Here is a 12,564-nt window from a genome sequence, read left to right as displayed (position 1 = left end):
GTGCAAGACAAGTAATCGGCAAGACCGTCACTGCGTAAACTTGTACATCAAACTTGAGAGTGCTTTTTACGCGACTTTTGCACAACGGGTCAAGCTCCCGTGGCGAATAAACAACAAATTGTCACGCTTGACGCGCCTTGAAAAGCGTACCCGCTGCGCCAAAATTGAAATAGAGTACGGACATTGATCCAATCCTCCTTCAGAAACGGATACAGATGGCCACCCGGCATCAACACGAAACCGAGCTCGCTGTACGCGCCACACAGACCACGCCGCCGCCGATGTGGCGTGTGGTGCTGCTGAACGACGACTTTACCCCGATGGATTTTGTAGTCATGGTGCTGCAAACATTCTTTGGACTGGAAATCGAACGCGCAACCCAAATCATGCTCAAAGTACATACGGAGGGACGCGGCATCTGCGGCGTCTACCCGCAGGATGTCGCCGCAACAAAAGTATCGGACGTCACGCGCTGCGCCAGACAGCACCAGCATCCGCTGCAATGCATCATGGAGATCGAAGAATGATTGCCCAAGAACTGGAAGTCAGCCTGCATATGGCATTCATGGACGCGCGACAGAAACGGCATGAATACATCACCGTGGAACACCTGCTGCTTGCGCTTATCGACAATCCGTCGGCAAGCGAAGTACTGAGGGCATGCGGAGCCCATGCCGATGAACTGCGCCGCCAGTTAACCGACTTCATCAACACCCATACCCCGATCGTTTCGGGCAGCGGCGAAGTGGAAACCCAGCCCACGATCGGGTTCCAGCGCGTGATCCAGCGCGCCATCCTGCACGTGCAGTCGTCCGGGAAGAAGGAAGTCGCCGGAGCCAACGTGCTGGTCGCCATTTTCGGAGAAAAAGACAGTCATGCCGTTTATTACCTGCACCAGCAGGGCATCACCAGGCTCGACGTCGTCAACTTCATCGCCCACGGCATTGCCAAGAACAGCAGTACGCCACAACACCCGAAACACGAAAACGCCGAAGAGCAGGAACAGGCAGCCGCGCAAGGCAGCGTGTTGGAAAACTACACCCAGAACCTGAACCAGATGGCGCTGACCGGCAAGATCGACCCGCTGATTGGCCGAGAACCTGAACTTGAACGCGTGATCCAGACCCTGTGCCGGCGGCGCAAGAACAACCCGCTTCTGGTCGGGGAGGCTGGCGTCGGCAAGACCGCGATTGCCGAAGGGCTGGCGCGACGCATCATCGAGGGGCAGGTTCCGGACGTGCTGAGCAACGCCACCGTCTATGCGCTCGACATGGGGGCATTGCTGGCCGGGACCAAGTACCGGGGCGACTTCGAACAGCGCCTCAAGGCAGTCATCAAGCAACTGACCGACGAGCCGGGCGCGATCCTGTTCATCGATGAAATCCATACGCTCGTCGGTGCCGGCGCAGCCTCCGGCGGCACGCTCGACGCCTCCAATCTCCTGAAACCGGCGCTGTCGCACGGCGCGCTGAAATGCATCGGCGCAACGACCTATAGCGAATACCGCACCATTTTCGAGAAGGACAACGCATTATCGCGCCGTTTTCAGAAAATCGACGTGGTTGAACCTTCCATTGAACAGACCGTGGAAATCCTCAAGGGACTCAAAGACAAGTTCGAGCAGCACCATGGCGTCAAGTACACGCAGGCCGCACTGAATTCGGCGGCCGAACTTTCGGCCAAATTCATCAACGACCGCCACCTGCCGGACAAGGCCATTGACGTGATCGACGAAGCCGGCGCCGCACAGAAGATCCTGCCCAAGTCGAAACAGAAAAAGACCATCAACAAGCACGAGATCGAGGAAATCGTCGCCAAGATTGCACGCATCCCGCCGAAGAACGTCTCGACCGACGATCGCAACGCGCTGAAAACGCTCGATGCAGACCTCAAGCGCGTCGTATTCGGCCAGGGGCCAGCCATCGACGCACTGGCCACCTCGATCAAGATGGCCCGCGCGGGGCTCGGCAATCCGCAAAAGCCCATCGGCAACTTCCTGTTCTCCGGCCCGACCGGGGTCGGCAAGACCGAAGTCGCGCGGCAACTGGCCTACATCATGGGCGTGGAACTGATCCGTTTCGACATGTCGGAATACATGGAAGCACACGCCGTCAGCCGCCTGATCGGCGCCCCCCCCGGCTATGTCGGCTTCGAGCAGGGCGGGCTTTTGACGGAATCGATCAACAAGCACCCGTATTCGGTGCTGCTGCTCGACGAAATCGAAAAAGCCCACCCGGACATCTTCAACGTGCTGCTGCAAGTCATGGATCACGGCACGCTGACCGACAACAACGGACGCAAGGCCGATTTCCGCAACGTCATCGTGATCATGACCACCAACGCGGGAGCCGAATCACTCAACCGTGCCGTGATCGGTTTCACAACCAAAAAGGAAACCGGCGACGAAATGCAATCGATCAAGCGCATGTTCACGCCGGAGTTCCGCAACCGGCTTGATGCAATCATCTCGTTTGCACCGCTCTCCCCGCAGATCATCCTGCAGGTCGTGGACAAGTTCCTCATGCAACTGGAAGCCCAGTTGCACGAGAAAAAGGTGGAAGCGCACTTCACGCCGGAACTCAAAGCCTGGCTCGCCGAGAAGGGTTTCGATCCGCTCATGGGCGCACGCCCCATGGCACGGCTCATCCAGGACACCATCCGCAAGGCACTTGCCGATGAACTCCTGTTCGGACGGCTGGTTCAAGGAGGGGAGGTCATCATCGACATCGACGAGAACGGCCATGCTGTGCTCGATTTTCCGGAAAAAGCGCCGCTTACTGTCTGAGCGGCCCATGAGCCCCGATCACGGTTTTGCAGCAAGATCGTGGACAGGCTCTGGCCACCTCCCGACAACAAAAAACCCTGCGCTGACGCAGGGTTTTTTGTTGGTACAGAAGAAAATCAGCTGTTGCTGCCGGGCGTACCTGCCGCCTCGCTGGCAGCTGCTTCAATGAAGCTCTTCAACCGCTCGGAACGGGTCGGATGGCGCAGCTTGCGCAACGCCTTGGCTTCAATCTGGCGGATCCGCTCACGAGTCACATCGAACTGCTTGCCCACTTCTTCCAGCGTATGATCGGTATTCATGTCGATACCGAAGCGCATGCGCAGCACCTTGGCCTCGCGCGGGGTCAGCGTGTCGAGCACTTCCTTGGTCGCCTCTCGCAGGCCGGCATAGATCGCTGCCTCGGCCGGGGCCAGATTGTTCTGGTCCTCAATGAAATCACCCAGATGCGAATCGTCGTCGTCACCGATCGGCGTTTCCATCGAGATCGGCTCCTTGGCAATCTTGAGGATCTTGCGGATCTTGTCTTCCGGCATTTCCATCTTTTCTGCCAGCTGATCCGGGGTCGCTTCCTGGCCGCTTTCCTGCAGGATCTGACGCTGGATGCGATTCATCTTGTTGATCGTTTCGATCATGTGCACCGGGATACGGATGGTGCGCGCCTGATCGGCAATCGAGCGGGTAATCGCCTGGCGAATCCACCAGGTCGCGTAGGTCGAGAACTTGTAGCCACGGCGGTATTCGAACTTGTCCACCGCCTTCATCAGACCGATGTTGCCCTCCTGGATCAGATCAAGGAACTGCAGGCCGCGGTTGGTATATTTCTTGGCAATCGAGATCACCAGACGCAGGTTGGCCTCGATCATCTCGCGCTTGGCACGACGGGCCTTGGCTTCTCCGGTCGACATCTGCCGGTTGATTTCCTTGAGCTCCTTGATCGGCAGCATCGCGTTTTCTTGCAGATCGGCAAGCTTCTGCTGCTTTTCCATGACCGCGTGCTGGTAGCGAGCCAGGATTTCCGAGTATTTCTGGCCGGCTGCGATTTCGTCCTGCACCCAAGAGGCATCGCATTCACGCCCGACGAATGTCTTGATGAAGTGCTCGCGCGGCATCTTGACCCGCTGCGTGCAGATATCCATGATTTCGCGCTCAAGGCAGCGAATCTCGTCGACCATGTCGCGCAGGCTGTCGCATTGCGCCTCAACCTGGCGCGCCGAGAAGCGGATGAACTGGAACTCCTCGACCACGGCCGCATGCGCCTTGGCGTAACCCTTGCTCCCCACGCCTTCCTTCTTCAGTGCCTTGACCATGGCATCGTAGTGCTGGCGCACCAAGGCAAAGCGTTCACGCGCCTGGTTCTTCAGAAGTTCCAGATTGGCGGCCGCCATGGCGCTGCCACCATCGTCATCCTCTTCGTCTTCTTCACCCTCTTCGGCGGCCACTTCTTCAGGCAAGGAGATCGGTTCTTCTTCCTCGACGGCATTCGGATCAATGATGCCGTCGATCACTTCGTCGATACGGATCTCGTCATTGAGCCCCTTGTCGACCAGTTCGAGGATCTGGCCCAAGGTGGCCGGACAGGCGGAGATCGCCTGGATCATGTGCTTGAGGCCTTCCTCGATCCGCTTGGCGATTTCGATTTCACCCTCGCGGGTCAGAAGCTCGACCGTGCCCATTTCGCGCATGTACATGCGCACCGGATCAGTGGTACGGCCGAATTCCGAATCGACCGAAGACAGCGCCGCTTCGGCCTCTTCGACGGCGTCTTCGTCCGCCACCGCAGGAGCGGCATCGGACATCAGCAACTCTTCGGCATCCGGTGCCACGTCGCAAACCTGGATGCCCATGTTGGTAATCATGCCGATCACGCCTTCGATCTGCTCAGCGTCGAGCATATCCTCAGGCAAATGGTCGTTGATTTCGGCGTAGGTGAGATAACCGCGCTCCTTGCCGAGCACGATCAGCTGCTTGAACTTTGCCTTGCGCGCTTCCGGATCGGCCTTCTCGGCCTCCTCGCGGTTTACTTCCCGAAAATCAAGGTCTTCTTTCTCGAACTCGTGATCTGCAGCCATATTCTCAACTACCGCTTCATGTGTTAAGCGAAACTCGCAATTATGCCATACACGGACCGCTTTGTCCCGTCAACCGGACAGGCGCCCGCCCCGAGGCTACTTCCTGAGCGCCAGCGCCAGGTATTCGGCCTTTTCTTCTTCGGTCAAACCGCCATTGGCATGGCGATACTCCAGCTCGGCTTTCCGGTCCCGTGTCGCCGGGCGCCCCAGCTCCTGACCGACCATCGTCAGTGTAGACAGAAACTCCGCCTCCAGCTCTTCGCCGGAGAACTTTTCGAACGTTTGCGCAGCATGGCGGCACATGGCAAGCAAGCGGTCATATTCGGGCTCACCCCGCCAGCGCTCCACCAGAACCACGCCCGTAAGCTCCGGAGCTTCGCGCGCCATTTCCAGCAACGCCGCCACCAGATCTCCACGCCCCGACGGCCAGTCGCGCCACACCGGGCCGCCTTTCGTTGCCAGTTCCGGCGCAAACAACACCAGTTCCTGCAAACGCGACAATGAATCCTGCCGGACTTTTCTGGCTTGAGGCACAAGACGGGGGCGCACCTGACGCACTTCCCTCTCCGTCTTGCCCGCGCCAGCGCCGGACTTTTTGCCTTTACCCGACTGCAGCAATCCAACTTCTTCAAACGTAAGCTGACAGATTTCCGCCAGCCTCTTTTTCAACAGCATCTGCAAGGCCGGCGCATGCGCCATGCGCGCGAGGTACGGCTGCGCCACATGCAAAAGGCGCGCACGCCCCTCTTCCTTGGTCAGATCAATCTGCGCCGACAGCTCGCGCAACAGGTATTGCGACAGCGGCAGCGCATCCTGCACCAGCAAGGCTTCGAAACGCTCCCGACCGAATTCGCGCACGAAGCTGTCAGGATCGTGCTCGGTCGGCAGGAACAGGAAGCGCAACTCCTTACCGTCCGCCACCTCGGCCAGACTGTTTTCCAGCCCGCGCCATGCCGCCCGGCGCCCGGCCGCATCGCCGTCGAAACAGAACACCACCTCGTCGGCAAGCTTCAACAACTTTTTCACATGCTCGGGCGTGCACGCCGTTCCCAGCGTCGCCACCGCATATTCAACGCCATGCTGATGCAGCATGACGACATCCATGTAACCTTCGACCACCAGTACCCGGCCACGATCGCGAATCGCCGCCCGCGCCTGCGGCAAGCCGTACAATTCGCGCCCTTTTTCGAACACCGGCGTTTCCGGCGAATTCAGGTACTTGGGCTCGCCCTGCCCCATCACCCGCCCGCCGAATCCGATCACCAAGCCTTTCTGGTTGAGAATCGGGAACATCACGCGATCGCGGAAACGGTCGTAGCGGCGTTTGGTTTCTTCCTTCTCAATGACGAGACCGGCTTCAGGCAACTGCTTGCTCCAGTCGTAATCGGGAAAAACCTGTTTCAGCGCCTGCCAGTCTTCGCCGCCGGGGGCATACCCCAACCCGAAGCGCGCAGCAATCGCCCCTGACACGCCGCGCCCTTTCAGATAGTTGATAGCCACAGGCGCGGTTTTCAACTGGGCACGGTAAAAGTCGCACGCATCCTTGAGCACATCCGTCAGACGCGGTCCGGTCTTTTCTTCGACCGGCACATCGCCCACTTCAAGCGGAACCGGCATGCCTGCCGCCTCCGCCAGCAGCTTGATCGCCTCGGGATAGTTCACCCCCTGGTATTCCATCACGAAACCGATAGCGGTTCCGTGCGCACCGCAACCGAAGCAGTGATAGAACTGCTTGGTCGGACTCACGGTAAAGGAGGGCGATTTCTCCTTGTGAAACGGACAACACGCCGCATAGTTCTGCCCCGCCTTCTTCAGAGGCAGGTAGCGCTCAATCACTTCGACGATGTCGACGCGGTTGAGCAAATCCTGGATGAACGACTCCGGGATGCGCGCCACAGGATCAGCTCATGCGGGACTTCACCAGTTTGGAAACCTCGGCCATGTCGGCACGGCCGGCCAGCTGCGCCTTGAGATCAGCCATGATCTTGCCCATGGCGGCAGGCGTCTTGCCATGCGCAGCAAATGCCCGATCGACAGCTGCGGCAATTTCTTCCGCAGACATGCGCTGCGGCATATACACCATCAGCACTTCGACCTCGGCCTTTTCCTTGTCGGCCAGATCGGCACGATTGGCAGCTTCGTATTGCTCGATACTATCCTTGCGCTGTTTGAGCATCTTCTCGATCACGGCCATGACCGCGGCATCGTCCAGCTCGACCCGTTCGTCCACTTCTTTTTGCTTGATGGCAGCCAACAGCAGGCGGATCGTCCCGAGGCGGTCCATTTCCTTGGCCCGCATGGCCGACTTCATGTCTTCCTGGATTTGCGCTTTAAGGCTCACGACTTTCTCCAAACAGCAAATTAGAAATACCAAAAGGCCGCACAAGGCGGCCTTTCAGCATACCGAAACCGGTCTTAGTAGAGCTTGGTCGGCAGCTGTTGGCTACGCAGGCGCTTGTAGTGGCGCTTCACGGCAGCAGCGAGCTTGCGCTTGCGCTCGGCGGTCGGCTTTTCATAGAACTCGCGGGCACGCAGTTCGGTGAGGAGACCGGTCTTTTCCACGGCGCGCTTGAAACGGCGCATGGCTACTTCGAACGGTTCGTTTTCTTTGACGCGGACGGTAGGCATTGAAGAATCCTGTTAATCGTTCGGCCCCAACACGGGACCTTTTACGGAAAGGCGAGCATTATCACGCAAAGCTTCGCAACATGCAACACCAAGCGTGCGCAAAACCTTGAGCGCATCGACAGTCCCGGCCACATCATGCACCCGGATCACCTCCGCGCCAGCCTGTGCCGCCAACACCGCAGCCGCAACGCTGGCGCTGGCGCGCTCACCCACCGGCTTGCCCGTAATTTGCCCCAGCATCGACTTGCGCGACACGCCGACAAGCAAGGGGCAGCCCAACTCCTGCCGCATCGCGGCCAGCGCACGAAACAGGGCCACGTTGTGCTCGAACGTCTTGCCAAAGCCGAACCCCGGATCGAGCAGGATGCGCTCGCGCGCAATACCGGCAGCCAGCGCTGCATCGCGCCGCGCGGCCAGATAATTTGTTACCTCAGCCACTACGTCAGCATATTCAGGAGCGGACTGCATACTCCGGGGATCGCCCTGCTTGTGCATCAGACAGACAGCCGCTCCCGATTGCGCAACGAGCTCCAGCGCGCCGACACCCTCCAATGCGGCAATGTCGTTGACGAGATCGACTCCAGCCTCCAGCGCCGCGCGCATCACTTCCGGCTTGCGCGTATCGACCGAGAGCGGTACGTTCATCGACTGCAAGGCCTGCAATACCGGCACCACGCGCCGGATCTCTTCTTCGACCGGAACCGTTGCCGCGCCCGGGCGCGTCGACTCCCCGCCGATGTCGAGAATATCCGCGCCCGCTTCAACCAGCTTCCGGGCATGCGCTGCTGCCGCCGCAGTCGAATCGAAGCATCCGCCATCCGAGAACGAATCCGGCGTGACATTGACAATCCCCATGACCAGCGGGCGGTGCAGCAATAACTCGAAACGACCACACAACAATTTCTGCATTGCAAACTCCACAAAAAACAAGGCGGCGCATGCGCCGCCTTGCATCCAAACTCGCCAGAATCAGACTTCAGTCGCCGGCGTAGTCGTCGCCGCCGGCGCATCGCCACTCGGACGATCTCCGCTATTCGACTGCTTGCGCGGCTTCCAGTCCTTGGGCGGACGCGGTTCGCGATCCTGCATGATGTCTTCGATCTGCTCGGCATCGATGGTTTCCCATTCGAGCAGCGCGGCAGTCATGCGCTCGACCTTGTCGCGATTTTCTTCCAGCAGGCGACGCGCCAGCGCATACTGCTCATCGATGATGCGACGGATTTCCTGGTCAACCTGTTGCATGGTCGCCTCGGAGACATTCTTGTGCGTCGTGATCGAGCGCCCCAAAAACACTTCGCCGTCGTTCTCGCCATAAACCATCGGCCCCAGCTTGTCGCTCATGCCGTAGCGCGTCACCATGTCGCGAGCCATCGAAGTTGCCCGCTCGAAATCATTGCCCGCGCCGGTCGTCATCTGGTTCATGAACAGCTCTTCGGCGATACGCCCGCCGAACAGGATGGCGATTCGCGACAGCAAGTAGGTACGGTCATAGCACCAGCGATCCTCTTCCGGCAGCTGCATGGTCAAGCCCAGCGCACGACCGCGCGGGATGATCGTAACCTTGTGAACCGGATCGGACTTGGGAACCAGCTTGCCGACGACCGCATGGCCCGATTCATGGTAGGCCGTATTACGGCGCTCTTCCTCGCTCATGACCATGCTGCGACGCTCTGCACCCATCATGATCTTGTCCTTGGCGGATTCGAAATCCTCCATGTCAACCAGGCGCTTGTTGCGGCGCGCGGCAAACAAAGCCGCTTCGTTGACCACGTTCGCCAGATCGGCGCCGGACATGCCCGGCGTACCGCGCGCCAACACCGCCGGATCGACGTCATTGGCAATCGGCACCTTGCGCATGTGCACGTTGAGAATCTGCTCGCGGCCGCGAATATCGGGCAGCGGCACCACCACCTGGCGGTCGAAACGCCCCGGACGCAGCAGTGCAGGATCCAGCACGTCCGGACGGTTGGTCGCAGCAATCACGATGATGCCGGAATTGCCCTCAAAACCATCCATTTCGACCAGCATTTGGTTCAGCGTCTGTTCGCGCTCGTCGTTGCCGCCGCCCAGGCCGGCACCACGCTGGCGGCCAACCGCATCGATTTCATCGATAAAGATGATGCACGGCGCATTCTTTTTGGCGGTATCAAACATGTCGCGCACACGCGCCGCCCCCACGCCAACAAACATTTCCACGAAATCGGAGCCGGAGATCGCGAAGAACGGCACTTTGGCCTCACCTGCAATCGCCTTGGCAAGCAGGGTTTTACCGGTACCAGGCGAGCCGACCATCAGGATACCGCGCGGCATGCGGCCGCCCAGACTCTGGTACTTGGACGGATCGCGCAAATAATCGACGATCTCCTTGACCTCTTCCTTGGCTTCGTCACAACCCGCCACATCGGTAAACGTTATCGTATTGGTCGAATCATCAAGCATTTTGGCACGCGACTTGCCGAAGCTGAACGCCCCGCCCTTGCCGCCGCCCTGCATCTGGCGCATGAAGAACACCCAGACGCCAATCATGAGCAGCATCGGGAACCAGCTCACGAAGATGTTCATGAGCACCGACGGTTCTTCTTCGGGCTTGGCCTCGAATTTGACGTTGTGCTTGAGCAGCGTGTCGACCAAACGGAAGTCAAACGGCGCGAAAGTGGCAAACGTACCGCCGTCATTGCGCTTGCCGCGAATCCACTGGCCGCGCAACGGGTAGCCTTCAATCGTCACGGTCGCGATCTTGTTGGCTTCCACTTCCGCCATGAATTGCGAATAGGCTATTTGCTGCGAGGTATCCTGACGCTTGTTGAACTGGTTGAACACCGTCACCAGCACCAGACCGATAATCAACCAGATGGCGATATTCTTGCCAATATTGTTCACAACCTGACTCCTGTAGCCCCACTTGGGCTCTTACCCGGATTGTACCTGCTCAAGCACGCTTCTGTTTGCCGAGCAAATAAATTTCACTACTGCGATCACGCGAGGCCTTGGGCTTGCGACTGACGACCGAGGCAAAAGTTTCCCGCATCGCCGCCATATACTCATTGAAACCGTATCCCTGAAACACTTTGACAAGAAAATTGCCACCCGGTTTCAGGTGATCCTGCGCAAACTGCAGGGCAAGCTCGCACAAATAGATGCTGCGCGCCTGATCCGTAACCGCATTACCGCTGATATTGGGCGCCATGTCACAGATCACAAGGTCCATCTGTCGGCCGCCCAGCAAGGCCGTGAATTGTTCCAGTACCGCGTCTTCGCGAAAATCGCCCTGCACGAACTCAACACCCGGAATGAAAGGCATCTCCAGAATATCAAGCGCAAAAACCCGCCCGGAATTCCCCACAAGTTTTGCCGCCACCTGCGACCAGCTCCCCGGCGCAGCCCCCAGATCGGCCACCCACATGCCCGGCTTGATGAGCTTGTCTTTTTCGTTTATTTCCAGCAATTTATAGGCCGCGCGAGCGCGATAGCCGTCCTTTTGCGCCTGATGCACATAGTGATCGTTCACATGTTCCTGCAACCATGCATTGCTGGTCTTGCTGCGAGCCATCGTATATAATTCTTTGTTTAATAAAGGAATTGAAAAATGATCGAACTCACGCCCGATCAGCGCCGTTACCTCAAGAGCCAGGCCCATCACCTCAACCCGGTGGTCATGATCGGCAACAATGGTCTGACCGACGCCGTGATCCGCGAAATCGCAGCCAATCTCGACGCGCACGAACTCATCAAGATTCGCGTACTGGGCGACGACCGCGAGCTGCGCGAACAATTCCTGCAGCAGATCTGTGCCGACCTCGACGCCGCTCCAGTGCAACACATCGGCAAACTGCTGCTGGTTTACCGCCCCGGTGCCGAAGGCAAACGCAAGATCGTTTTGCCAAAAGCCAAAAAATGAATCAGACGGTGAGGTGACCGGCGTCACCTCACACCACATCTGCCTCCCCGCTCCCGGCTCAATACTCCGAGATCTGGAGCCTATTCAGCAGGCGCAGCCGCCTGATGAAACAGGCTCTTACTTGGCCTCTCCACGCCAGACATAGATCAAACCCAGCACACTCTGCACCAGGTAAATCAGGCTGGAGATGGTATGCCAGCTCGAAAGCCCGCCACCGAATACGCCTTCCGTAACATTGCTGACTGCGGGCTTGATTTTGGCGATCAGCGGGAATACGGCAAACTGGTTAGCCAGCGTACAGGCCAGCATCCCCATCACCAGCCAGAAGCGCGCTGACTGGAATGCGCGCAGGCCATCGGCCCAGATGCACCAGACCAGCAGGTACACGCCAGCAACGATGCCGACCCAACCAATCGCGTGAAACAGCTTCCCGGCAACCGCGCCAGCCAACGCCCCATCCAGGGCACGAAACAAAATGGGGGCGACCAGAAGGCCGGCCACCCACATGCCGCCGATCCAGAGCGTTGCCAGAAGATTCTTGAGTCCGTTGCCCATTTAGTCCGCGAAGGGGGAAGGGGGAAGAGAGAAGGGAAAAACCGGTCAGTGGCGCTCACCCTTCTCTCTCCTCCCTACCTCCTTCCCTCCCCGTATCAGATGTATTTGACGTCCAGCACTTCGTATTCGCGAATACCGCCGGGAGCCATGACTTCGGCGACATCGCCTGCGTACTTGCCGATCAGCGCACGGGCAATCGGGCTGGAAACCGAAATCTTGCCGTCCTTCAGATCCGCCTCGTCGTCGCCGACGATCTGGTAGGAAACCTTGCTGCCGGCATCCAGATCTTCAAGATCCACCGTAGCGCCGAACACCACCCGCCCCTCGGCAGTCACGGCCAGGGCGGCGGGATCGATGATCTGCGCATTGGACAGCTTGCCCTCGATCTCGGCAATCCGGCCTTCGATGAAACCTTGCTTTTCCTTGGCGGCATCGTATTCGGCGTTTTCCGAGATGTCGCCATGAGAACGTGCCTCGGCAATCGCCGCGATCACGGCGGGACGCTCGACGCTTTTCAGGCGCTGCAATTCGGTCTTGAGTTTTTCCACGCCAACGATGGTCAGTGGCACCTTGATCATGTTTCTGTCTCCTCACGAAAAGCGAACGACAGATCGCTTTCCCGTACCAAA

At 58.8% G+C, this 12,564-nt stretch carries 12 protein-coding genes; 3 read left to right on the top strand and 9 right to left on the bottom strand.

Going from position 1 to position 12,564, the window contains the following annotated elements:
* The first annotated feature begins 215 nt into the window (after positions 1-215).
* Positions 216-527 carry an ATP-dependent Clp protease adapter ClpS gene (gene clpS / locus BMZ36_RS02255; RefSeq protein ID WP_091190680.1) on the top strand — a complete coding sequence of 104 codons (312 nt, stop codon included), beginning with the start codon at positions 216-218 and terminating at the stop codon, positions 525-527.
* The gene (gene clpA / locus BMZ36_RS02250) at positions 524-2,785 is read left to right on the top strand and encodes an ATP-dependent Clp protease ATP-binding subunit ClpA (RefSeq protein ID WP_091190676.1); all 2,262 of its coding nucleotides are present in this window, start codon (positions 524-526) and stop codon (positions 2,783-2,785) included. Before clpS ends, clpA begins: the two co-directional genes overlap by 4 nt.
* Positions 2,786-2,901: 116 nt before the next feature.
* Here clpA and rpoD read toward each other — a convergent pair whose 3' ends face one another.
* The 7 genes from rpoD to BMZ36_RS02215 all read right to left on the bottom strand — a co-directional run bounded on the left by rpoD (position 2,902) and on the right by BMZ36_RS02215 (position 11,032).
* Positions 2,902-4,854: an RNA polymerase sigma factor RpoD gene (gene rpoD / locus BMZ36_RS02245; protein WP_091190673.1), complete on the bottom strand. Its 1,953-nt coding sequence runs from the start codon at positions 4,852-4,854 to the stop codon at positions 2,902-2,904.
* 96 nt (positions 4,855-4,950) lie between these two features.
* Complete coding sequence (dnaG, locus tag BMZ36_RS02240) at positions 4,951-6,750, bottom strand: DNA primase (RefSeq protein WP_245747747.1); 1,800 nt, start codon at positions 6,748-6,750, stop codon at positions 4,951-4,953.
* Between the two features lie 4 nt (positions 6,751-6,754).
* Positions 6,755-7,195 carry a GatB/YqeY domain-containing protein gene (locus BMZ36_RS02235; RefSeq protein ID WP_091190864.1) on the bottom strand — a complete coding sequence of 147 codons (441 nt, stop codon included), beginning with the start codon at positions 7,193-7,195 and terminating at the stop codon, positions 6,755-6,757.
* A gap of 74 nt (positions 7,196-7,269) precedes the next feature.
* Positions 7,270-7,482: a 30S ribosomal protein S21 gene (rpsU, locus tag BMZ36_RS02230; RefSeq protein WP_091190669.1), complete on the bottom strand. Its 213-nt coding sequence runs from the start codon at positions 7,480-7,482 to the stop codon at positions 7,270-7,272.
* A 12-nt stretch (positions 7,483-7,494) separates the two neighbouring features.
* A complete protein-coding gene (folP, locus tag BMZ36_RS02225; protein WP_091190859.1) occupies positions 7,495-8,391 on the bottom strand; it encodes a dihydropteroate synthase in 897 nt (298 codons plus the stop codon).
* 60 nt (positions 8,392-8,451) lie between these two features.
* Entirely contained in the window at positions 8,452-10,362 is a 1,911-nt protein-coding gene (gene ftsH, locus BMZ36_RS02220; RefSeq protein ID WP_091190665.1) for an ATP-dependent zinc metalloprotease FtsH, read from the bottom strand.
* Positions 10,363-10,411: 49 nt separating this feature from the next.
* Positions 10,412-11,032 (bottom strand): RlmE family RNA methyltransferase, encoded by a 621-nt coding sequence (locus BMZ36_RS02215; protein WP_091190662.1) that lies wholly within the window; start codon positions 11,030-11,032, stop codon positions 10,412-10,414.
* Between the two features lie 36 nt (positions 11,033-11,068).
* Between BMZ36_RS02215 and yhbY the strand changes: the two genes are divergently transcribed.
* Positions 11,069-11,380, top strand: a complete 312-nt coding sequence (gene yhbY / locus BMZ36_RS02210; protein WP_091190660.1) for a ribosome assembly RNA-binding protein YhbY — start codon at positions 11,069-11,071, stop codon at positions 11,378-11,380.
* A gap of 117 nt (positions 11,381-11,497) precedes the next feature.
* Here yhbY and BMZ36_RS02205 read toward each other — a convergent pair whose 3' ends face one another.
* The gene (locus BMZ36_RS02205; protein ID WP_091190657.1) at positions 11,498-11,935 is read right to left on the bottom strand and encodes a DUF4149 domain-containing protein; all 438 of its coding nucleotides are present in this window, start codon (positions 11,933-11,935) and stop codon (positions 11,498-11,500) included.
* A 95-nt stretch (positions 11,936-12,030) separates the two neighbouring features.
* Positions 12,031-12,513, bottom strand: a complete 483-nt coding sequence (gene greA / locus BMZ36_RS02200) for a transcription elongation factor GreA (RefSeq protein WP_177187740.1) — start codon at positions 12,511-12,513, stop codon at positions 12,031-12,033.
* Between the last annotated feature and the right edge of the window lie 51 nt (positions 12,514-12,564).

Origin of the sequence: Formivibrio citricus, from assembly GCF_900115065.1 — a bacterium.
Taxonomy (GTDB): Bacteria; Pseudomonadota; Gammaproteobacteria; order Burkholderiales; family Chitinibacteraceae; genus Formivibrio; species Formivibrio citricus.
This window is presented reverse-complemented; position numbering and strand designations above follow the sequence as displayed.